The sequence below is a fragment of the Streptomyces sp. Rer75 genome (assembly GCF_013414305.1).
In the GTDB taxonomy this organism is placed as follows: domain Bacteria; phylum Actinomycetota; class Actinomycetes; order Streptomycetales; family Streptomycetaceae; genus Streptomyces; species Streptomyces himastatinicus.
Genome location: NZ_CP058693.1, coordinates 1,584,595 through 1,607,465, shown reverse-complemented (window position 1 = coordinate 1,607,465; position 22,871 = coordinate 1,584,595). Strand labels below are relative to the sequence as shown.

At 75.0% G+C, this 22,871-nt stretch carries 14 protein-coding genes; 9 read left to right on the top strand and 5 right to left on the bottom strand.

Annotated features, from left to right (window positions below):
• Positions 1–117: 117 nt before the first annotated feature.
• Entirely contained in the window at positions 118–618 is a 501-nt protein-coding gene (locus HYQ63_RS06145) for a hypothetical protein (protein ID WP_009713271.1), read from the top strand.
• Between the two features lie 14 nt (positions 619–632).
• Positions 633–2,954: a glycoside hydrolase N-terminal domain-containing protein gene (locus HYQ63_RS06140; protein WP_179932887.1), complete on the top strand. Its 2,322-nt coding sequence runs from the start codon at positions 633–635 to the stop codon at positions 2,952–2,954.
• A 1-nt stretch (position 2,955) separates the two neighbouring features.
• On the opposite strand, the gene HYQ63_RS06135 is transcribed toward HYQ63_RS06140, so the two are convergent.
• Both HYQ63_RS06135 and HYQ63_RS06130 read right to left on the bottom strand, forming a co-directional pair.
• The gene (locus HYQ63_RS06135; protein WP_179932886.1) at positions 2,956–5,025 is read right to left on the bottom strand and encodes an N-acetylmuramoyl-L-alanine amidase; all 2,070 of its coding nucleotides are present in this window, start codon (positions 5,023–5,025) and stop codon (positions 2,956–2,958) included.
• A gap of 186 nt (positions 5,026–5,211) precedes the next feature.
• Positions 5,212–6,315, bottom strand: coding sequence for an aminoglycoside phosphotransferase family protein (locus HYQ63_RS06130; RefSeq protein WP_179932885.1), 1,104 nt, complete (start codon positions 6,313–6,315; stop codon positions 5,212–5,214).
• 288 nt (positions 6,316–6,603) lie between these two features.
• On the opposite strand from HYQ63_RS06130, the gene HYQ63_RS06125 reads away from it, so the two are divergent.
• A complete protein-coding gene (locus HYQ63_RS06125) occupies positions 6,604–8,118 on the top strand; it encodes a hypothetical protein (RefSeq protein WP_179932884.1) in 1,515 nt (504 codons plus the stop codon).
• A gap of 74 nt (positions 8,119–8,192) precedes the next feature.
• On the opposite strand, the gene HYQ63_RS06120 is transcribed toward HYQ63_RS06125, so the two are convergent.
• Positions 8,193–9,698 carry a PP2C family protein-serine/threonine phosphatase gene (locus HYQ63_RS06120; protein ID WP_179932883.1) on the bottom strand — a complete coding sequence of 502 codons (1,506 nt, stop codon included), beginning with the start codon at positions 9,696–9,698 and terminating at the stop codon, positions 8,193–8,195.
• A gap of 321 nt (positions 9,699–10,019) precedes the next feature.
• Between HYQ63_RS06120 and HYQ63_RS06115 the strand changes: the two genes are divergently transcribed.
• From HYQ63_RS06115 to HYQ63_RS45875, 6 genes are all read left to right on the top strand, one after another.
• Positions 10,020–11,444 carry a HEAT repeat domain-containing protein gene (locus HYQ63_RS06115; RefSeq protein WP_179932882.1) on the top strand — a complete coding sequence of 475 codons (1,425 nt, stop codon included), beginning with the start codon at positions 10,020–10,022 and terminating at the stop codon, positions 11,442–11,444.
• A 364-nt stretch (positions 11,445–11,808) separates the two neighbouring features.
• Positions 11,809–12,951: a glycosyltransferase family 1 protein gene (locus HYQ63_RS06110; RefSeq protein ID WP_179932881.1), complete on the top strand. Its 1,143-nt coding sequence runs from the start codon at positions 11,809–11,811 to the stop codon at positions 12,949–12,951.
• A complete protein-coding gene (locus HYQ63_RS06105; RefSeq protein ID WP_179932880.1) occupies positions 12,948–14,162 on the top strand; it encodes a glycosyltransferase in 1,215 nt (404 codons plus the stop codon). The genes HYQ63_RS06110 and HYQ63_RS06105 overlap by 4 nt, the downstream gene beginning before the upstream one ends.
• Positions 14,159–16,129, top strand: coding sequence for an SGNH/GDSL hydrolase family protein (locus HYQ63_RS44370; RefSeq protein WP_257231656.1), 1,971 nt, complete (start codon positions 14,159–14,161; stop codon positions 16,127–16,129). Before HYQ63_RS06105 ends, HYQ63_RS44370 begins: the two co-directional genes overlap by 4 nt.
• Complete coding sequence (locus HYQ63_RS06095; protein ID WP_179932879.1) at positions 16,126–19,737, top strand: hydantoinase B/oxoprolinase family protein; 3,612 nt, start codon at positions 16,126–16,128, stop codon at positions 19,735–19,737. The genes HYQ63_RS44370 and HYQ63_RS06095 overlap by 4 nt, the downstream gene beginning before the upstream one ends.
• Before the next feature lie 206 nt (positions 19,738–19,943).
• Positions 19,944–20,327 carry a WhiB family transcriptional regulator gene (locus tag HYQ63_RS45875; protein WP_179932878.1) on the top strand — a complete coding sequence of 128 codons (384 nt, stop codon included), beginning with the start codon at positions 19,944–19,946 and terminating at the stop codon, positions 20,325–20,327.
• On the opposite strand, the gene HYQ63_RS06085 is transcribed toward HYQ63_RS45875, so the two are convergent.
• Both HYQ63_RS06085 and HYQ63_RS06080 read right to left on the bottom strand, forming a co-directional pair.
• The gene (locus HYQ63_RS06085) at positions 20,240–21,265 is read right to left on the bottom strand and encodes an iron-containing redox enzyme family protein (RefSeq protein ID WP_179932877.1); all 1,026 of its coding nucleotides are present in this window, start codon (positions 21,263–21,265) and stop codon (positions 20,240–20,242) included. The two genes, HYQ63_RS45875 and HYQ63_RS06085, sit on opposite strands and share 88 nt — an antisense overlap.
• Positions 21,262–22,869: an FAD-dependent oxidoreductase gene (locus HYQ63_RS06080; protein WP_179932876.1), complete on the bottom strand. Its 1,608-nt coding sequence runs from the start codon at positions 22,867–22,869 to the stop codon at positions 21,262–21,264. Before HYQ63_RS06080 ends, HYQ63_RS06085 begins: the two co-directional genes overlap by 4 nt.
• Positions 22,870–22,871 lie beyond the last annotated feature (2 nt).

Genomic DNA, 22,871 nt, shown 5'->3' with positions numbered 1-22,871 from the left:
GGCTGGGAGGGCCCGGTGTCCGGGGTCGCGTGCCGACTGGTGAAGAGGCTGTGAGGGCGGGCCGTGGGAGGGCGCTCCCCAGCAGGGGAACGGCGGCGGGCCACGTACCATGTCCGCATGTCCTTCCTCCGCCGCCGCAGCGCTGCCACGCCCACCGGGCCGGACTTCGATGTCCTGGCCATGGATCCGGGGGACTGGCCCGGCGATCTGGGCGCGGGGCTGCTGCCCGCGCCGGACGGCACCTGTCAGGGCGTCTTCCTGCGCTACGACCTGTTCGGCGGCCGCGGCCCGGCGATGATCATCGGGAATCTGCCCGAGGGCTCCCCGGCCCGCGAGGTGGCCGAGGGCCAGGCTCCGTTCGAGGTGACCCAGCTGCTGGCCGCCCTCGGCAACGAGGAGCAGGTCCAGGTCGTGGACACCGAGGACACCCCGGTCATGCACGACGACAACCTCCTCATCGTGCGCCGGATCAAGCTGTCCGAAGGCCGGATCTCCTGCGCCCAGTTCGACCGCAGCGACGGCGTCCTCGTCACCATCGCCAGCTGGGACCGGCCGATCACCGACGACCTCTACCGGCTGCTCAAGCCGCTGCCCGCGGAGATGTTCCAGCAGGGCTGAGGGGGACACCCCCGGTGGCACGCTGGACGCTCTGGTACGACACCCCCGCGGCGGACTGGGAGCGCGAGGCGCTCCCCATCGGCAACGGCACGCTCGGCGCCATGGTCTTCGGCGGTGTGGCCCGGGAGCGGATCCAGTTCAACGAGAAGTCGTTATGGACCGGGGGCCCCGGCGGCCCGGGATCCCCGCCGTACGACCACGGCAACTGGCGTGAGCCGCGCCCCGGGGCCCTCGCCGCCGTCCAGCGGCTGATCGACGAGCACGGCGCGGCCGCCCCCGAGGACGTGGCGGCCCGCCTCGGCCGGCCCCGCTCCCGTTACGGCGCCTACCAGACCTTCGGTGATCTGTGGCTGGAGATTCCCGGCGCGCCCGAGTCCCCGGACGGTTACCGCCGCCGACTCGACATCCGCCAGGGCGTGGCCCTTGTCGAGTACACGGCCCAAGGCGCGCGGCACCAGCGCGAGTTCTTCGCCTCGTACCCCGATCGGGTGATCGTCGGACGGCTCGGCGCGGCCCCCGGACCGGTCGGCTTCACCCTGCGCCACACCTCACCCCGCCCCGGCGACCACCACGTCACCGCCCGCGACGGGCGGTTGACGATCCGCGGCGCGCTGGAGGACAACGGGCTGCGCTTCGAGGCGCAGGTGCGGGTGGTGTGCGACGGCGGCACCGTGACGGCCGGGGAGGACGGCACGCTCACCGTCACCGGCGCCCACAGCGCCTGGTTCGTCCTCGCCGCCGGGACCGACTACGCCGACACCCACCCCCACTACCGCGGCGAGGACCCCCACCGGGCCGTGACCGAGACCGTGGACGCCGCCGCGAGCCAGGGCTGGCTGGCCCTGCTGAGCCGCCATGTCCGCGACCACCGCGCCCTGTTCGACCGTACGGCGCTGGACCTCGGCGGCCGGACCCCGCCCGGCCTGCCCACCGACCGGCAACGCGCCGCGTACACGGGCGGGGAGAGCCCGGCCGACCGCGCCCTGGAGGAGCTGTTCTTCGACTACGGCCGCTATCTCCTCATCGCCTCCTCCCGCCCCGGCGCCCCGCTCCCCGCCAATCTCCAGGGCGTCTGGAACGACAGCATCCGGCCCGCTTGGTCGGCCGACTACCACACCAACATCAACCTCCAGATGACCTACTGGCCGGCCCACGCCCTGCACCTCGCGGAGACCGCCGAGCCGCTGCACCGCTTCATCACCGCCCTGCGCATCCCCGGCCGGATCACGGCCCGCGAGATGTTCGGCGCCCGCGGCTGGGTCGTGCACAACGAGACCAATCCGTACGGCTTCACCGGTGTCCACGACTGGCCCACCGCCTTCTGGTTCCCCGAGGCGGCCGCCTGGCTGGTCCACCACCTCTACGAGCACTACCGCTTCACCCTCGACACCGGCTTCCTGCGGGACACCGCGTACCCGGCGATGCGGGAGGCCGCCGCGTTCTGGCTGGACACGCTGCGCCCGGACCCCCGGGACGGCACGCTCGTCGTCTCGCCCGGCTACTCGCCCGAGCACGGCGACTTCACCGCGGGGCCCGCCATGTCCCAGCAGATCGTCCACGACCTGCTCACCGCCACCCTGGAGGCGGCCCGCACCCTCGGCGACGACCCCGCCTTCCAGGCCGGGCTGAGGCGCGCCCTGGACGCCCTCGACCCGGGGCTGCGCATCGGCTCCTGGGGCCAGCTCCAGGAGTGGAAGGCCGACCTGGACGACCCCGCCGACACCCACCGGCACGCCTCCCACCTCTTCGCCCTGCACCCCGGACGGCAGATCGCCCCGAACGGCCCCTGGGCCGGGGCCGCCGCGGTCTCCCTGGACGCGCGCGGCGACGGCGGCACCGGCTGGAGCCGGGCCTGGAAGGTCAACTTCTGGGCCCGGCTGCGCGACGGCGACCGCGCCCATCGGCTGCTCGCCGGACAGCTGACGGATTCCACCCTCCCCAACCTGTGGGACACCCATCCGCCGTTCCAGATCGACGGCAACTTCGGCGCCGCCGCCGGGATCGCCCAGATGCTGCTCCAGAGCCACCGCGCCGTGCTGGAGGTCCTGCCCGCGCTGCCGCGCCGCTGGCCGGACGGCTCGGTGCGCGGGCTGCGCGCCCACGGCGACCTCACGGTCGACATCACCTGGCGCGAGGGGCGCGCCCGCAGCCTCACCGTCACGGCGGGACACGACGGACCGGTCCGGATACGCAGCGATCTGTTCGCGCGCCCGTACACCGTCCATGACGGCACCACGGGCCGCAAGACGGCCGTACGCGACGATCCCGGGGACGCCCGTACGGCCACGCTCGCGGCCCGCGGCGGCCACACCTACCGCTTCGCGGAGCGGACCTGACTCACCGGCCCGAGCGCCGCACCCGCACATCCGCGGCCCGGACGAACGCCACCCGGTGCCCGAACTGGATCTGGTAGTAGACGTCCTGACCGCGCACCACGATGTGCCCGTTCGCATCGAAGGTGGTCGCCCACAGGTACTCACCCTGGGTCCTCAGCCCCAGTGCGTACCGCTGCCCGGCGAGCAGCTTGTACGGCAGCGGCGAGACCGCCTGCACCGGTACGCCCTCCGGGTACGCCTCCTTCTCCGGGTAGGCGCGCCCGTACACCGGCACCTCCGCCAGGCCCGGCTTCGGCGTGACGACGAGGCCCTTGCCGTACACGGCCGTGGGCCGCCGCCGCGGGTTCCGGAACCACGACTGCTGGCCGAGGTACCAGATCGCCGTCCAGTCGCCCTGCCGCCCCGCGAGCGCGTAACTCTGGCCGGTGGTGGCGCGGGCGCCGGTGTCGTTGACGCCGGTGGTCGAGTCGGCGCCGTCCGGACGCAGCCCGATGTCCTTGACCAGCGGGGCGTCGTCGCTCGGCGCCGTGTGCAGCCGCACCGCGGACGAGCCGTGCGGGGCGCACTCCTGACCGGCCCGCTCGCAGCCGGTGTACACCGGCTCGTTCGTCTCGTAGTCCGGGCGGATGGTGACCAGCCCCCCGGAGGCGCCCGCGGTGCGGTGGAACGGCGCGCCGAGGAGGCTGAAGTAGTGCGCCCAGTCCCAGTACGGGCCCGGGTCGGTGTGCATGCCCCTGATGGTGGTGGCGGTCGTGCCGGGCACATTGTCGTGGCCCAGGATGTGCTGCCGGTCCAGCGGGATGCCGTACCGCCGTGCCAGCCACTTCACCAGCCGGGCCGACGACCGGTACATCGCCTCCGTGTACCAGGCGTCGGGCGCGGTCAGAAAGCCCTCGTGCTCCAGGCCGATGGACTTGGCGTTGACGTACCAGTTGCCCGCGTGCCAGGCGACGTCCTTGAGCGGTACGTGCTGGGCGATATGGCCGTCGGAGGAGCGCAGCGTGTACTGCCAGGAGACATACGTCGGGTCCTGGACCAGCTTGAGGGTGGTGTCCCAGGAGCCCTCGGTGTCATGGATGACGATGTAGTCGATCGACTGGGAGAGGGGGCGGTTGCCCAGGTCGTGGTTGCCGTAGTCGTTGTCCCCGAACTGCTCGTAGGGGGCCGGGATCCACTCGCACGACACATTGCCGGGGGCCTCGACGTGCGGATCCCGCTGGGGGTCCGGCAGGCCGAGCGACCGCAGCTGCCGCCGGTCCGGGGCGACGCCGGGGACGGCGTCGAGCGTGATCCGCTCTCCGTCGCCCGTGGTGCGCGCCGCGCCGCCGCGGATCACGTCGTAGACGTCGTCGGCGAACACGGTGGCCGCCGCGGCGCTGTCGGCGCCCGGGTAGGCCGCCACCGCCGCGTACCAGTCCGCCGGATCCTCGCTCGGCGGCAGCCCCAGCCGCTTCTGCGTGGCGGCCAGCAGCGCGGCGCCACCGCGCACATTGGCCGCCGCGTCGCCGCGCAGCTCGGCGGCGGACAGCCCCGTCAGCTCCGCGGCCCGGTCCAGCGTGCGCAGCCGCGCGGGCAGCTGCCGCGGCTCGGGCACCGACGCTTCCGGCACCTTGAGGGGCCGCGCCAGGTCGCCGCGGGCGTCCTCGGTGCCCTGGCTGTGGTGCGGGGCCGAGGAGAGGGCGGTGAAGGCGTCGGTGAGGTGCATCGGGCCGTATCCGCCGGTGACGCTGGGAGCGCCACGATGGCCGTCCCAGCGGGACTGGAGATACGACACGCCCAGCAGCACGCTCAGCGGCACCCCGTGCTCCTGCGCCGCCGCCACGAAGGCCCGTTGCAGCGCCCCGGCCCCCTCCGGCGATGACGTGCCGTCCGAGGGCGGCTGATCGGCGCGGGCGGCCGGGGCCGCGGAGACGACCGGGAGCAGAAAGGCGGCGGACGCGGCGGCGCCCGCGGTCCGCAGCGCCGTCCTCCGGCTGGGGCCGGGGACGGGTCTGTCGCCGTCCCGGTCCGCGTCTCTGTTGGTGTCGGGGGCGTCTGCGTCGTGGGCGCCGTCCTGTGCGGATCCTGGCATTGCAGCCTCCTCGAGGTGGGCTGAGCCGAACCGTAGGGTGCCTCCCAAGGGGCACGGCCTAGAGGTATCCGCTGCCAGGCGATCCGTCAATCACCGTCACGCGACAAAGGGTTCGCACGTCACACCGTCTGCGGCGCGTCACCGGTCCAGACCGGTGACGCGCCGCAGACGGTGTGGTGAGGCGACTCAGCGCGTGCCCACCGCGGCGCGCACGGCGCGCCGGGCCAGACCGCAGTCGTCATGCAGCCGCCGCAGCAGCAGCCGCTGCTCCTCACCGGCGGCCATCACCCCCGGCACCACCGGGGCCGGATCGTGCATGGTGCGCTGCACGGCGGTCTCGTACCGGCGGATCTCCCGGGTGAGGACGAGCATCAGGTTGACCAGGAACGCGTCCCGCGCCGCCGGACCCGCCGCCTGCGCGAGCTGGCTGATCTGGCGCCGGGCCACCGGGGCGTCGCCCAGCACCGCCCACAGCGTCGCCAGGTCGTAGCCCGGCAGATACCAGCCCGCGTGGTCCCAGTCGATGAGCGCCGCGCCCGAGGGGGCCAGCAGCACGTTGTTCAACAGGGCGTCGCCGTGGCAGAACTGGGCCGGCAGCTGCCGCCCCGCCGCCTGCGAGACACCGCGCAGCAACTTGCGCACATCGCCCATGTCCCGGTCGGTCAGCAGCCCCAACTCGTGGTAGCGGGACAGCCGGGCGGCATAGTCGACCGGGGCGTCGAACAGGTCCCCCGGCGGCCGCCACTGGTTGATCCGGCAGATCGCGCCGAGCGCGGCGCGCACATCGGCGCGCGGCGGCGCCTCGGCGGGATGGCGCTGCGCGGCCGCGACCCGCCCGGGCATCCGCTCGATGACCAGCGCGCAGTTGTCGGGGTCGGCGGCGATCAGCCGCGGCACCCGGACGGGAGGACGCTGTCGTACGAACGTCCGGTACATCGCTATCTCGCGGCGGAACCGCTCGGCCCATGCCGGGGAGTGGTCCAGCAGGCACTTGGCGACCGCCGTGGTGCGGCCCGTCGAACCGACCAGGAGGACGGACCGCCCGCTGCGCCGGAGCACCTGGACGGGGTTGAACTCCGGACAGATGCGATGGACCGCGGCGATGGCGGTGCGCAGCTGGGCACCCTGGGGACCGGACACGTCGAGTCTTCCGCTGGGCGGCACGGAGCCGGGGACGGCGGTGCGCCGCGCGCGGCCGCCGGGAGCGGGATCGAGGTACGGCCCATTGCCGGGCAGCTGCCGCCGGTACGGCCGAGGTGGGGCGGACACGGAGGACGACGCTGCGTACATGGGCGAGACAGATCCCTTCGTGTGCCGACGTATGTGCGTACGCTCCCGGCCCCGGGGCGGGACCGCACCCTGGGGAATGCGGCTGGCATTTTCCAGCTGGCATCTTCCGGATGGCATTTTCCAGCTGGCATTTTCCAACCGCCACCGGGCCGGGTAGCGCACTCCTACATCACACCCGCGCGCGGGTGGCACACCATCTGGCGGACCCTGGCGAACCCTGGCGAATAGTCGCACGGCTCGTGACGGGCCCGTTACTGTCAAGTCAGCCGAGGATCCTGGGGGCTTGACGTGACGAGGGAACCCAACACCCGTCTTGCGGACCTATTCGGCCTGGCCGGCTGGTCCAAGGGCGAGCTCGCGAGGCTCGTGAACCGGCGCGCGGCGGCCATGGGCCACCCGCAGCTGGCGACCGACACCTCGCGGGTGCGGCGTTGGATCGACACCGGCGAGACGCCGCGCGATCCCGTGCCCAAGGTGCTGGCCGTCCTCTTCACCGAGCGCCTCGGTCGAGTCGTGACCATCGAGGACCTCGGGTTCGGACGAGGTGGGCGCGCGGGAAAGGGGCAGTCCGCCGACGGGCTGCTCTGGCCGCCCGAGTCCACGGCCGCGGTCCTCACCGAATTCACGGGAATGGACCTTATGTTCAACCGACGCGGCTTGGTGGGTGCGGGCGCCGCGCTCGCCGCAGGATCCGCCATCACCGGTGCCATGAGCGAATGGCTGCTCTCCGACCCCACCCTCGCCACCGACGCGCCCCGTTCCGACAACCCGCTCTCCGCCGAGCCCGCGGGCTTCGACCGCTATGAGGCCGCCCCCGTGGGCTCCCAGGAGATCGACGCGCTGGAGACGTCGGTCGAGGTCTTCCGCGCCTGGGACGCGGCCCGCGGCGGCGGGCTCCAGCGCAAGGCCGTGGTGGGCCAGCTCAACGAGGTGGGCGGGATGCTGGCCTACCGTCACCCCGAGGCGCTCCAGCGCAGACTGTGGGGCGTCGCGGCCAACCTGGCCGTGCTGGCGGGCTGGATGTCCCATGACGTGGGCCTGGAGCCCACCGCCCAGAAGTACTTCGTCATCGCCGCGCACGCGGCCCGGGAGGGCAGCGACCGGCCGCGGGCGAGCGAGGCGCTGTCCCGCGCCGCCCGGCAGATGGTGCACATCGGCCGCCCGGACGACGCCCTCGATCTGATGAAGCTGGCGTCGTCCGGCGCGGGGGACGCGGCGCTGCCCCGCACCCGCTCCATGTTCCGCACAATCGAGGCCTGGGCTCATGCCTCGAAGGGGCACGGCCAGGCGGTGCGCCGCACCCTGGGGGAGGCGGAGGAGCTGTTCGTCTCCGACCAGGACCGGGGGCCCGCGCCGAGCTGGATGCAGCTGTTCAACGAGGCCGACATGCACGGGATGCAGGGGCTGGTCTACCGCACCCTGGCCGAGCACGAACCGGGCGTTGCGGCCATCTCACAGCGGCACGCCAAGGAGGCGCTGCGGATGCGGGAGGGCGGCCGTCAGCGGTCGCAGATCTTCGACCACATCTCCATCGCCTCGGCCTCCTTCATCGGCGGCGACCCGGAGCAGGGGACCGCTTCCGCCCGCCAGGCGCTGGCCACGATCGAGCAGAACTCCTCGCACCGCACCTGGGACCGGCTGCGGGAGATGTACCGGCTCACCGCGCCGTACACCTCGTCGGCCGCGGTGCGGGAGCTGCGGGCGGAGATCCAGCAGGCCATGCCGAAGGGGCTGGGCCACCAGAAGGGAGCCGGAGGCGGGGCGAAGGGGGCGGGCGGGGCGGCGAAGACCACGGCCGTGTAACGGCGGCCGGCGGAAGAGCACGGCCGTCCGGCACGTCTAGCGGCGGCCCATCACCGAATCAGCCCATCACCGAATCAACCGATCATCGCGAGCAGTACGCAGGCGTCGCCCTCGCGCCGCTCGTCGTCGAACTCCTCGGCCACCACCCGTACGCACTCCTGCGTGCCGCGGGCGGCGGCGAACCGTGGCGCGAGCCCGAGCAGCCGCTCGGCCGCCACCGTGGGGTCCTCGGCGAGCCCCCCGGCGTGCAGCAGGAGCAGATCGCCCGGCTCCAGCCGCTCCTCGGCCTGGGCGTACGTGGCGCCCGTCGTGCCGCCGAGCAGCACACCGGCCGGGGGCCGCAAGGCGCGCCCCGCCCCGTCGCGGAACAGCAGCGGGGCGGGGTGCCCGGCCTGCGACCACACCAGGGTGCGGGTCGCCGGGTCGTACCGCCCGCAGACCGCGCTGCCCAGGGCGGGCTGCGCGGAGGCGTCGAGCAGCTGGTTGAGCCGCCCCATCAGCGGACCGGGCTCGATCCCGGCCACCGCCATGCCGCGCACCGCGCCCAGCACCATCGCCATGCCCGAAGTCGCGGCGACGCCATGGCCGGTGAGGTCGCCGACGCTCAGCAGGGTGCCGCCGTCCGGCAGTTCGAGCGCGTCGTACCAGTCGCCGCCGATCAGCGCGCTGTCCGCGGAGGGGAAGTAGTGGGAGGCGACGTCGAGGGCGGTGCCCGCGGGCCGCCGGCCGTGCGCGAGGGGCGCGGAGCCGCGCCACGGCGGCAGGACGGCCTCGTGCAGCTCGACCGCCAGTCGGCGCTCGGCGCGGGCCATGTGCCGCTGGCGCTGGAGCGAGTCGCGGGACTCGCGCACCGCCCGCTCGCTGCGGCGCAGCGCGCTCACGTCGCGGAGCACCGCCCACATGGAGGCGGTGCTGCCGTCGGTGTCGAGGACGGGCTCGCCCGCCATGTGCACCGTACGGACGGCGTCATCCGGACGGACCACCCGGAACTCGCCGTCGATCGGCTTGCCGTCCACCAGGCAGTCCGTGACCATCGCGGTCAGCACCGGCTGATCGTCGGCGACGACCCAGGAGGGCAGCTCGTCCAGGGGCAGGCCGCCCTCGTCGGGGCTGCGGCCGAAGATCTGGCACAGCTCGTCGGACCAGGTCACCTCGTCGGTGAGGAGGTTCCACTCGGCGCTGCCGACGCGGTTGAGCAGCGAGCCGGGGCCGTGGCCGGGGTCCTGCCCCGGCGCGTCCTGATCCAGCGGCTTCCGCTCCGGAGCCGCCCCAGCCGCTCTCCTGGACTCCTCCGATTCCCCGGGTCCCTCCGGTTCCCCGGGCTGCTCGGACGGCAGCCCCTCCCGCAGCTGGTCCAGATGCTGGCCGAGGTCATCCAGGTGGTGGACGGCGAGATCGCACAGCGCCCGCTGCCAGCGCAACTGGGTCTCGTTCGCCGTACCGCTCAGGTCCGCCGTGGTGTCGCGCCGCACGGCGGCGATGCCGCCGCGGAGCCGCCGGGTCTGCGTGATGAGCGCGTCGACCGTGCCGCGCTGGGGCGACGGGGCGGCGGGATGGTCCGCGGAGCGGGGGGACGGCATGTGTTCTCCGATACGGGCCGGTACGGGGCGGCGCTGCCGGGTCTGACGGGGTAAGGACCGGTAACGACTCTTGCACAGGCTGCGACGTCGCGTAAGTCGTTTGGCAATACCCGATCCGGTGGTGCTTCTGGCATATGCCCATGGCTTTCCTGGGGCAAGTCGGGCACGGCTCGGTGGAGCATGCGGTTCCAGGTAGGCTGCGGCGCTCGGGAATCCCTCAGTTCAGGTGTTCATCCGGCATATGGCGCCAGGACATCGGCAAGAATGCCGGACGACGGAAATCCCGTTGCCAGCGAACCCCCCGCACCGGATGCTGACCTCATGTTCGATCCAGACATAGCGCCCAGCGGTACCCTGCTCGGCCTCCTCCAGCGAGGCCGCGGCGACGGGACCCTGCACGCCCTCGCCGCGCCGCGGGCCGAGGCGCTCGCGGCACTGCACCACTGCGTGCTGCACGACCCACGCCGTGACTGGCAGGTCGAGAACCGCTCCCTCTATTACGCCCGGCTCTGCCTGGACCTCGACGCGGAGCTCGACGAGATCGAACAGCACCTCTTCCACCCCGAGGACCTGGTGAACACCGACGAGGAGCGCACCGGGCTCGCCCTCGCCGTCCTCGGCCACCTCGCCGCCTACGACCGGCTCGACGCGCTGCGGCTGCTGCGCCGGTACGCCGCCGCCGGCAGCAACTGGGAATGGGCCCTGGACGAGCTGGCCCTGCGCGACGACGACGCCGGGCTGCGCGCCCTCGCCCCCGCCGTCCTCGGCCGCTTCCCCGAGACCCCCGACGGCGACGCCGAACTGGCCGCCGCCGCGCGCGGCGCCTACGAGCCCCGCCCCTGGCGGCTGTGGGCCGATGACCCGGCGCACGGCCCGCGCGTGCGCGCCGTGCAGGAACAGGGCGCCTTCGACCGCTGGCAGCGCCAGCTGCGCCCCTCCGGGCCCCGGCCCGGCTGGAGCGTCCACGACGTCCTGACCTGGGCCCAGCAGGAACACGACCTGCGGCCCGGCAGCCGCCGCCCCGACGCCGCCGCCCGCTGCCTCGCCGCCGTCGCCGGTCCGGAGGACCGTCCCGAGCTGCTGGCCGCCGCCGCGTCGGCCCCGGACGCGGCCCGCGCGACCGCCCTGCGGCACCTCGCCGACACCGGCGACCCCGAGGTGCTGGACCTGATCGAGGCCGCGGTGACCGAGCCGGACGCCTCGGAGTCGGTCTCCCGCGCCGCCCTCGGCGCCTTCGAACGCATGCGCAGCATCGCCGCCCTCGATCGCGCCCGGATCTGGGCGCACCGCCCCGACGCGCTCGGCGCCGCGGCGGCCGCGATGCTCGCCGCCCGCGGCGGGCAGTACGACGCGGGGCTCGTCCTCGGCGCCCTCCGCCGCACGGTGCGGGCCGAGGGCCCGCACGGCCAGGCGCTGTGGACGCTCGTCGACGGCGCCGGTCGCCTCGCGATCACCTGCGCCGCCCCCGTGCTGCGCCACATCTACCGCGAAACCGCCTCCTCCCACCTCCGCGGCCGCGCCGCCCGCGCTCTGGCCGCCACCGACCCCTCGTTCGCCGCGGGCTTCGCGGTCGAATGCCTCTGGGACTGCGAGGAGACCACCCGCGAACTCGCCGCCCACCACGCCGCCACCGGTGACGCCCGCGTCGTGGAACAACTCCGCAGACTGGCCGCCGACCCGGCCGAGGAAGCCGAGGTCCAAACCGCGGTCCGCAGCCGCATCGGCCCCGACGCCGCCGGCGTCTGACCCCGGCCCGCCCCGCCGGACGCCGCCGTTCTCCGGGCGCCTCGCCGCCGGGCGCCTCGCCGCCGGGCGACGGCCCGCGTCGCGCGCGGCGGCCCCGCATCTCGCCCGTGCGTGGCGCCCGCCGCGCTCGCCCAGCGTCGCGCGGCGTTGCCGGAGGTCACCCGGGGTGGTCGGGGCGGGGCGGGGAGCGATGGGTTTACGCCAGGTGGTCGTCCGTAAACCCGCGGGTTCATGCCGGGTTTCGGGTGGTTCGTCCGGCACTCACCCGGCTTCGGCGGGCGCGGGGGCCAACGCTCACGGGACGTTTCACGGCTCGCAAGGTGCACGATGCCGGGGCCACCCTTCGTACGCCGACAACACCGGTATGCGAGTCGCCATCGTGACCGAATCCTTCCCGCCCGACATCAACGGCGTCGCTCATTGCACGCTTCAGACCGCCCAGCATCTCCACCGCCGCGGTCACCACCCCCTCGTCATCGCTCCCGCGGGTCCGCACGACGGGCCGCCCGACGGGGGCGGGGACGCCGACGGAGCGCATCCGTTTCCCGTCGTCCGGATCCCCTCCCTGCCCCTGCCCGGCTATCCGCAGGTGCGCGTCGCGTTGCCCAGCCGCCGACTCGCCGCCGCGATCACCTCGCACCGCAGCGATCTCGTCCACCTGGCCAGCCCCTTCGTGCTCGGCGCGCGCGGGATGACGGCCGCACTGCGGCTGCGGATCCCCGCCGTCGCCGTCTACCAGACCGACCTGGGCGGCTACGCCCGTACGTACCTCGGCGCGGGCGAGAACGCGGCCTGGCGCCGGATACGGGCCGTGCACACCGCCGCCGACCGCACCCTCGCCCCGTCCACGGCCGCCGCCCGCGACCTGGACGGGCACGGGGTGCCGCGGATCGCGCTGTGGCCGCGCGGCGTCGACACCGAGCGCTTCCACCCCTCGCGCCGCGACCCGGAGCTGCGCCGCTCCCTGGCCCCCGGGGGCGAGCTGATCGTCGGCTACATCGGCCGTCTGGCGCCCGAGAAGAACGTCGAGCTGCTGGCCCCGCTGTGTTCGCTGCCCGGCGTCCGGGTGGTCGTGGTCGGGGACGGGCCGAGCGAGCCCACGCTGCGCGCCGCCATGCCCGGTGCCCACTTCCTCGGCCGCCGGACCGGTACCGAGCTGGCCCGCATCTTCGCCTCGCTGGACGTCTTCGCGCACACCGGCCCGCAGGAGACCTTCTGCCAGACCGTGCAGGAGGCGCAGGCCAGCGGCGTGCCAGTGGTCGCCCCCGCCGCGGGTGGCCCGCTCGACCTGGTCGACCACGGCCGTACCGGACTGCTGGTGCCGCCCGGTGACGCGGATGAGGTGCGCGACGCCGTGTCGCTCCTCGCCGCCCATCCCCGGACGCGCGCCGCGCTCGGGCAGGCGGGCCGGGAGGCGGTCGAGGGCCGCACCTGGGAGGCGATCGTCGACCAGCTGATCGACCACTACGCCGAGGTGCTGATGGCCCGTACGGCGGTGGCGGCATGAGCGGGAACGGGAACGGAAACGGAAACGGGAACGCCGAGCGGCCGCTGCGCATCGTCCGGCTCGCCAACTTCGTCACCCCCTCCTCCGGCGGCCTGCGCACCGCGCTGCGCGAGCTGGGCGCGGGCTACCAGGCGGCCGGGCACGAGTCCGTCCTGATCGTGCCGGGGGAACGCGACGCGGACGAGCACACCCGCCAGGGCCGGGTGATCACCCTCCCCGGACCCTCCGTACCCGGCACCGGCGGCTACCGGGTGCTGACCGACCGGCGGCGGCTGGCCCGGCTGCTCGACGGGCTCGCGCCCGACCGGCTGGAGGTCTCCGACCGCACCACCCTGCGCTGGACGGGGGAGTGGGCGCGGCGCGCCCGCGTGCCTGCCGTGATGGTCTCCCACGAGAGCGCCGACGCCGTGCTGCGCACCTGGGGCGTGCCCGAGGCGGCCGCCCGGGGCGCGGCCGACCGGCTGAACCGCCGTACCGCGCGGGCGTATGCGCGGATCGTCTGCACGACGGAGTGGGCAGAGCGCGAGTTCGTACGCATCGGCGCGCGCAATGTCGTACGCGCCCCCCTGGGCGTCGACCTCGGCCACTTCCACCCGTCCCACTACGACGGCGCCCTGCGCGAGCACCACCGGGGCGGGGCCTCCGTCCTGCTCGCCATGTGTTCCCGCCTGTCGCCCGAGAAACGGCCGGGCCGCGCGCTCGACACCCTCGCCGAACTGCGGCGGCGCGGCGTCCCGGCGGCGCTCGTCGTCGCGGGCGACGGCCCGCTGCGCGCCCGGCTGGAGGCCCGCGCCCGCGCGGAGGACCTTCCGGCGGCCTTCCTCGGCCACGTCGGCGACCGGGCCCGGCTGGCCGCGCTCCAGGCGAGCGCGGACGTCGTCCTCGCCCCGGGTCCGGCGGAGACCTTCGGGCTGGCCGCGCTGGAGGCGCTGGCGTGCGGGTCGCCCGTCGTCGTCAGCGCCCTGTCCGCGCTGCCCGACATCGTCGGCCCGGCGGGCGCGACGGCGGCCGACAACGGGGCGGCGTTCGCGGACGCCGTCGCCCAGGTCCTGGCCCGCCCCGAACCCGTACGCCGCGCGACGGCCCGGGTCCGCGCCGAGCGCTACGGCTGGCCCGCGGCGGTCGACGCCTTCCTGGCCGCCCACGACGCGCCCCGCGTCCACCCCGACGGCCGGGTCCCGGCCCGCACGGCGGCCGGCGGTGCCCGGTGAGCGCACCCCGCGCTTGCCCGGACCGTCCCTGTCCCGCGGCCCTCGCCGACGCGTCGGCGCCCCCGGCCCCCGCCGCGACGCCCCCGGGCGCCCGGCCCGCCCGGCCCGCGGCGCCCGCCGGACGCGCCGCCCATGCGGCGACCGGCGACGATGCCGCGACCGGCCGGTCGGCCCCGGGCCGGACGGACGCGCGGCCCATTCCGGACGCGGTTCCGAGCGGCCCGGCTGTGGTGATCCCTGCCGGTCGCGCGATTCCGGGTGGTGCCGCACAGGATGCGGCTGCCCGGCAGGCCCGGCACGGCGACTCCGCCGAGCGGGCGTGCGTCCTGGGTGACCCGGGTGACCCGGGGCGCGTTCGCACGGTCGCCGAGGGGCGTGCCGTGGTCCGGCCGCGGCGCGTGGCGGCCGTCCCGGACGAGGCCGTCTGCTCGGCCATGCCGGTCGGGGACGGCCGAGCAGCGGCGGGGTCGGCCGACGATGCGGCGCCCGCCGCGCCGGTGGCCGACGACCGCGACGCCGTGATCGCCTCGCCCCGTACCCCGGCCCTGGGCCCGGCGTCGCCCGCACCGGGTGCCCGTCGGGCCGTTCCCGTCGTGCCCGGCGGCTCGGTGGCCGCGCCGGTGGTTCCGGAGGCCCTCCGCCCGGCGCCCGACGGTGGTGACGTCGCGGGCGACCCGTGCGCGGAATCCGCCGCGGGCCGGGCTCCCGGGGCGGTGATGGCCGACGGGGGAGCCCCGGCCGGGGCCGTTCCCGCCGCGGTGCCCACCACCCGGTTCGCCGTCCTCGGCGACTCCCTCACCACCGGGCTCGGGGGGCGCGCGCCCGGGGACGGTTCGCCCGCGACCCTCCCACCCCGTACCTCGGCCCTGGGCCCGGCGTCGCCCGCACCGGGTGCCCGTCGGGCCGTTCCCGTCGTGCCCGGCGGCTCGGTGGCCGCGCCGGTGGTTCCGGAGGCCCTCCGCCCGGCGCCCGACGGTGGTGGTGCCGTGGGCGACCCGTGCGCGGCCCCCGTGGGCCGGGCTTCCGGGGCGGTGATGGCCGACGGGGGAGCCCCGGCCGGGGCCGTTCCCGCCGCGGTGCCCACCACCCGGTTCGCCGCGCTCGGCGACTCGCTGACCGAGGGGCTCGGGGATCCCGTAACCGGGGGTGGGTGGCGGGGGTGGGCGGCGTTGCTGGCGGGGGTGGCTGGGCCGCACGGGGAGGCCGTGGACTTCGTCAACGTCTCCCGTAGCGGCGCGCTCGCCGCCGACGTGGCCGGTGAGCAGCTGAGCGCCGCACGCCGGGCCCGTCCGCATCTCGCGTCCGTCGTGGTCGGCATGAACGACACCCTGCGCGACACCTTCGACATCCGCCGGGTCGCCGAGGCCCTGGACGCGACGATCGGCGCGCTGCGCGCCGACGGGACGGTGGTGCTCACCGCGTGCCTGCCCGATCCGGGCCGGATGCTGGGGCTGCCGGACGCGCTCGCCCGGCCGCTGGGGCGCCGTATGCGGGCCGTCAACACGGTGGTGCACGCGCTGTCCGGGCGGTACGGCGCGGTGCACGTGGAGCTGACCGAGCACACCTGGGTCACGGACCGCGCGGCGTGGAGCGTGGACCGGCTGCATCCGAGCGAGCTGGGGCACCGGCTGCTGGCGCGGGAGTTCCACAGCGCGCTCACGGCCCGCGGCATCGCCATGGGCGACCCGCCGTCCACGGCGCTCGACGGGCCGACGCCCTCGCGTGCCGCGAGCGCCTGGTGGATGGCGACCCGGGGCACGCGCTGGGTCGTGGACCGCTGCACCGATCTGCTGCCCGGACTCCTGGCACTGGCGGCGCAGGAGGTACGCCACCGGGTGCGCGGCACCGGACATCTGCTCGACGGGCACGAACGGCGGGCGGCGCTCGCCGCACTCGCCTCACTGCCGTCCCAGGCCCGAACCGGCCCCGGCACATCACCCCCGCACGCTGCGACAATGGCGGGATGACGGGTCGCTGGGAATTCTGGATCGACCGTGGCGGTACCTTCACGGACGTCGTCGGGAAGCGCCCGGACGGCCGCCTCGTCACCCGCAAGCTCCTGTCCCACCACCCCGAGCGCACCATGGACGCGGCCGTCGCGGGGATCCGGCAGACGCTGGGGCTCGGGCCGGACGAGCCGGTTCCGGCCGACCGGATCGCCGTCGTCAAGATGGGCACCACCGTCGCGACCAACGCCCTGCTGGAGCGCAAGGGCGAGCCCACGGTGCTCGTCGTCACGGCCGGTTTCCGGGACGCGCTGCGCATCGCGTACCAGAACCGGCCGCGGCTGTTCGACCGCCGGATCGTGCTGCCGGAGGCGCTGTACGACCGGGTGATCGAGGTGCCCGAGCGGGTGGACGCGCACGGCGCCGTCGTACGCCCCCTGGACCTCGACGCCGCCACGGAGGCGCTGCGCGCCGCGCACCGCGACGGCTTCCGCAGCGCCGCGGTCGTCCTGACGCACGGCTACCGGCATGCCGCGCACGAGCGCGCGGTGGGCGAGGCGGCCAGCGGCCTCGGCTTCACGCAGGTGAGCTGTTCGCATGAGGTGAGCCCGCTGATGAAGCTGGTGTCGCGCGGCGACACCACCGTGGTCGACGCGTATCTCTCGCCGATCCTGCGCCGTTACGTCGAGGACGTGGCCGCCGAGCTGCGCGGCATCCGGCTGATGTTCATGCAGTCCAACGGCGGGCTGCGGGAGGCCGCGCACTTCCGCGGCAAGGACGCGGTGCTGTCGGGGCCCGCGGGCGGCGTGGTGGGCATGGTGCGCTCCTCGGCCGAGGCGGGCCACGCCAAGGTCATCGGCTTCGACATGGGCGGCACGTCGACCGATGTGTCGCACTACGCGGGCGAGTTCGAGCGGGTCTTCGGGACCGAGGTGGCGGGGGTGCGGATGCGCGCGCCCATGATGAACATCCACACCGTCGCGGCGGGCGGCGGCTCGGTGCTCCACTTCGACGGGCGCCGCTACCGGGTGGGCCCGGACTCGGCCGGTGCCGTCCCCGGCCCCGCCTGCTACCGGCGCGGCGGCCCGCTGACCGTCACCGACGCCAATGTGATGCTGGGCCGGATCCAGCCCGCCCACTTCCCGGCGGTGTTCGGCCCGCACGCCGACCAGCGGCTGGACGCGGACACCGTCCGGGAGGGCTTCGCCCGCCTCGCCGAGGAGATCGCGGAGGCGACCGGCGACCGGCGCGGCCCGGAGGAGGTCGCGGCGGGCTTCCTGGACATCGCGGTGCTGAACATGGCCAACGCGGTCAAGAAGATCTCCGTGCAGCGCGGCCACGACGCCACCCGCTACGCGCTCACCAGCTTCGGCGGCGCGGGCGGCCAGCACGCGTGCGCGGTCGCCGACGCCCTCGGCATCGGCACGGTGATCGTGCCACCGCTGGCCGGGGTGCTCTCGGCGTACGGCATCGGGGTCGCCGACGCCACCGCGATGCGCGAGCAGGCCGTGGAGACGGAGCTGAGCGAGGAGTCTCTGCCGGACGTGCGCGACCTGTGCGCGCGGCTGTCCGGCCAGACGCGCGACGAGCTGCTCGCCGACGGTGTCCCCGGGGAGAGCGTGCGCACCACGGCCCGGGTCCATCTGCGGTACGCGGGCACCGACGCGGCCCTCCCCGTCCCGCTGGACTCCGTCCCCGCGATGACCGCCGATTTCGTACGGGCGCACCGCACGCGCTACGCGTTCACCATGGACAAGCCGATCGTCATGGAGGCGGTGTCGGTGGAGGCGGTCGGCGCGGCGGGCCCGGCGGGCGGCCACGCCGTGGAACAGCCGTCCAGGGAGGGCGCCCTGGCGCCGGTGGCGACCGTGGAGATGTTCACGGAGGGGCGGTGGCAGCGCACCGGGCTGTACGAACGGGCCGGGATGCGCCCCGGGGACACCCTCACCGGCCCTGCGGTCATCGCCGAGGACGACGCCACCACCGTCGTCGACCCCGGCTGGCAGGCGGCGCTGGGCGAACGCGGCCATCTGCTGCTCACCCGGGTCCGGCCCCGGCCGCGCACGGCCGCCGTCGGCACCGAGGTGGACCCGGTGATGCTGGAGGTCTTCAACAGCCTCTTCATGGCCATCGCCGAACAGATGGGCCTGCGCCTGGAGAACACCGCCCACTCCGTCAACATCAAGGAGCGGCTGGACTTCTCGTGCGCCCTGTTCGACGCCGACGGCAACCTCATCGCCAACGCCCCCCACATCCCGGTGCATTTGGGGTCGATGGGCGAGTCCATCAAGGAGGTGCTGCGGCGCAACGGGGACGCGATGCGGCCCGGGGACGTCTACGCCATCAACGACCCGTACCACGGCGGCACCCACCTCCCGGACGTCACCGTCGTCACCCCGGTCTTCGATGAGGCGGACGACGGCGGTACGGAGCTGCTGTTCCTGGTCGCCTCCCGCGGCCACCACGCCGAGATCGGCGGCATCACCCCCGGCTCCATGCCCGCCTTCAGCCGCACCATCGAGGAGGAGGGCGTGCTCTTCGACAACTGGCTGCTGGTGCGGGAGGGCGTGCTGCGCGAGCGCGAGACCCGCGAACTGCTGACCGCCGGGCCGTACCCCTCCCGCGCCCCGGACGCCAACCTCGCCGATCTGCGCGCCCAGATCGCCGCCAACGAGAAGGGCATCCAGGAACTGCGCCGGATGATCGGGCAGTTCGGCCTGGACGTCGTGCACGCCTATATGCGCCACGTCCAGGACAACGCCGAGGAGTCCGTACGCCGCATCGTCGGCGCCCTCCGGGACGGCTCGTACCGCTACGAGACCGACAGCGGGGCCGTCATCCGCGTCACCGTCACCGTCGACCGCGCGGGCCGCGGCGCCGTCCTGGACTTCGCGGGTACGTCGCCGCAGATGCCGGGCAACGCCAACGCGCCCAGCTCGGTGGTGATGGCGGCCGTGCTGTACGTCTTCCGCACCCTGGTCGCCGAGGACATCCCGCTCAACAGCGGCTGCCTGAAGCCCCTGGAGGTCCGCATCCCCGAGGGCTCGATGCTCGCCCCGGTGTACCCCGCCGCCACGGTCGCCGGAAACGTCGAGACGTCCCAGGCCGTCACCGGCGCCCTCTACGCGGCGCTCGGCGTCCAGGCCGAGGGCTCCGGCACGATGAACAACGTCACCTTCGGCAACGACCGCGTCCAGTACTACGAGACCGTGGCCAGCGGCTCGGGCGCGGGCGACGGCTTCGACGGCGCCGACGCCGTACAGACCCACATGACCAACTCCCGGCTCACCGACCCCGAAGTGCTCGAGTGGCGCTATCCGGTCCGGGTCGAGAGCTTCGAGGTGCGCCGGGACAGCGGCGGCCACGGCCACTGGCGCGGCGGCCACGGCGTCACCCGCCGCATCCGCTTCCTGGAGCCCATGACGGTGGCCCTGCTCACCGGCCACCGCCGCGTCGCCCCGTACGGCATGGCGGGCGGTGCGCCGGGCGCGCTCGGCGCCAACCTGATCGAGCGCGCCGACGGCTCGGTGGACCGGCTGGCGGGCTGCGACGCGGCCGACGTCGGCACGGACGACGTCCTCGTCGTCCACACTCCGGGCGGCGGCGGATACGGCCCGGCGCCGGACTGAGCGCCGAGGCCCCCGGACGCGCCGCCGTATTGGCGCGATCAATCCCGTTTGCGGTCGCCGACACCGGAAACCCGCCCCTTATCAAGCCCGCCAAGCCTTGTGCGCGGGGTCGGCCTCCTTTTCCATCTCCACCCACTGGACGCGTCAGACCCGCGCGGGCGACGGCGGGCTCCCACCACGACGCACCACAGAAGGGGCAGGCAGTCATGGAATGGTGGCAGAGCGCGGCATGCGTGGACGAGGACCCCGAGCTGTTCTTCCCGGTGGGGGTGGCCGGACCCGCGGCCCAGGCGCAGCAGGCCCTGGCCAAGGAGGTCTGCCACCGCTGCCCGGTGACCCACGAGTGCCTCACCTACGCGCTGGAGAGCGGGGTGACCCACGGCGTGTGGGGCGGCACCGACGAGGAGGAGCGCCGGGTGCTGCGCCAGCGGGCACGGCGGCAGGCGCGGGGCGCACCCTCGCCGGGCGGCGGCCAGCCCCGGAGCGCCCCGCCGCGCGGCGGTCAGCCGTCGCACAGCGGCAGGCGCAGGGACGGGCGGTCGGCCGCCCACGCCCCGAGCAGGCGCTCCGACCAGCGCGCGTCCAGGTAGCCGGTGGCCTGGATCCCGAAGACGACGGCCGGGGCCTGCTCCGGCTCCTGGGCGAGGAAGCCGCCGATGACGTCCCGGCGCATCAGCTGTTCGTGCACCGCGTCGGCCTCGACGTGCTCGGTGAAGAACCGTACGCACCGGGGCTCGGCACCCAGCCGCTCCAGGGCCTGCGCCAGCCGCCGGGCCCCGGGCGACGAGGTGATCTCCAGGGTGGCGAAGTGCCCGGCCATCGCGCCGCGCAGTGAGCGGTGCAGACCGAGCAGCGACATCAGGTTGACGGTGGCGAGCGTCTCGGCGGGCGCCCGGTCCAGGTAGCGGCCGTACCCCGGGTCGAGCCCCGCGCCCGCCATCGCCTCGGCGAACAGCCGGGCGTGCACCCGGTCGCCGTGGCCCGCCCCGAACTCGTCGAACTCCACCGCCACCAGCGACGCCTTGGCCTGTCCCGTCAGCCGGGGAATCAGCCACGCCTGCGGATCGGCCTCCTTCAGCTGGTACAGCGAGCGGTGCGCCAGATATTCGCGCAGCTGCCCCCAGGTGCCCCGGCTCCTGAGGTGGTGGCTGACGCCGGGCGCGTCCAGCGGTTCGACCAGCAGCGCGTCCAGCTCCCCGGCCACATCCGCGCCACCGGGCACGGCCTCGCGCAGCGCGCCGAGGAACCGGTCTTCCAGCGCGGCCCTCAGCCGCAGCAGGTCCGGCTGCCACTCCCACGCCTCGTCGACGCCCGCGAAGCCGCGGTAGTGGAGTTCGTAGGCGAGGTACAGCGCGAGCTGAAGGTCCTCGCCGAACGGGTCGGCGGCCCCGACCGATGGAAGATCTTTCGGCGGCGGGGCTCGGAGCAGGGCGGTACGGACCGCCGCGGACAGCGGACCACGGGCCTCCGGCAGCGGGGGCGCGCCGTGCGTCGCGTGCGTGGCCGCGTTCCGGGATTCGGTGGTCACCGCCGCCCCTCCCCGTCCGGCCCGTCGTGCCCGTCCGGGCCGGTTCCGTGGCGTCCGGCGCCGAGGTCGTCGTACCGCTCCAGCGGGTGGACCGCCGGGCCCTGGAGCACGCTGCCGTCGACGGCGAAGCGGGACCCGTGGCACGGGCACTCCCAGGTCCGTTCGGCGTCGTCGAACCGCACCAGACAGCCCAGATGGGTGCAGCGCGCGGACAGGGCGTGCAGCGCGCCGTCCTCGTCGCGGTGGACGGCGCGCTGCCCCGCCCCGACGCGGACGACCGCGCCGCCGCCCGGCGGGATGTCACGGACCGCGTCCGCGCCGTCCCCGGAGATCCGGTCGCCGAAGAAGTGGCGCGCCACTTCGCCTTGCAGCCGGAGCAGCGCCGGGGTCTCCCGCAGCGGGTTCAGCCGCCGCGGATCGTAGAGGTCCGTCCACGGCAGCGGCTGTCCCGTCAGGCGCCCGGCCAGCAGCCGTCCGGTGAGTACGCCGCCGGTCATGCCCCATCCGGCGAAGCCTGTCGCCACGTACGCGTGCCGGGCGCCGGGGTGCAGCGGGCCCACGTACGGCACGTGGTCGGTGGTCCAGTTGTCCTGCGCGGCCCAGCGGAACGCGGGCTCGGCGCTAGGGAAGCGCCGCCGCGTCCAGGAGATCAGCCGCTCGTAGCGCCCTTCGACGCTGCCCACCCCGGGCGTGAACTTCTCCCCGGTGACGATGAGCAGCCGCCGGCCCTCCCCGTAGGGCGCGGTGCGGACCGACCGGGTGTCGTCCTCGGGCGTGAGGTACATGCCGCGGGGGGCGTGGTCCTCGGGCAGCACCGCGGCGACGACCAGTTCGCGCCGCACCTTCAGCCGCGGGAAGAGCAGCGCCCGGTCGAAGATCGGGTAGGCGGTGGTGACCACGACCTCGCGGGCCAGGATCCGCGCGCCGCGGTCGGTGGTGAGGCGGCAGGGATGGCCCTCGCCCAGGCCCATAATCCGCGAGTTCTCGTAGATCCGGCCGCCGCGCGCGACCAGGTCCCCGGCGAGGGCCAGCAGGAACTTCCGGGGGTGGAACTGGGCCTGGTCCGCGACCCGGACCGCGCCCGCGACCGGGAACGGCAGATCCGTCTCCTCCGTGAACGAGGCGTCGAGACCGGCCGCCGCGGCCGCCTCCGCCTCGGCCCGCACCGCGTCCAGCGACTCCTCGCTCTCGGCGTAGGTGTACGCCGGGGCCCGCTCCAGATCGCAGTCGATGCCCAGCTCGGCGGCGACCCGGCCGACCCGGTCCACCGCGTCGGCCTGGGACGCCGCGTACAGCCTCGCCGCCTCCTCGCCGCGCGAGGCGCGGATGTCCTGGTACGCGAGGCCCTGGAGGGCGGAGAGCTTGGCCGTGGTGTGGCCGGTCGCCCCCGCGGCCAGCCGGTCCGCCTCGATCAGCGCCACCTGGCGCCCCGCCCGCGCCAGCTCCCAGGCCGTGCAGATCCCCGCGATGCCGCCGCCCACGACGGCGACCTCGACCTCGGGGACGGTGCGCTCCGGGCCGGGCTCCAGGGCCGGATACGCCGGGCCGGGGGCCGACTCCATCCAGTACGACGCGGGCGCGAACCCGGTGGGAAGACTCGTCATCG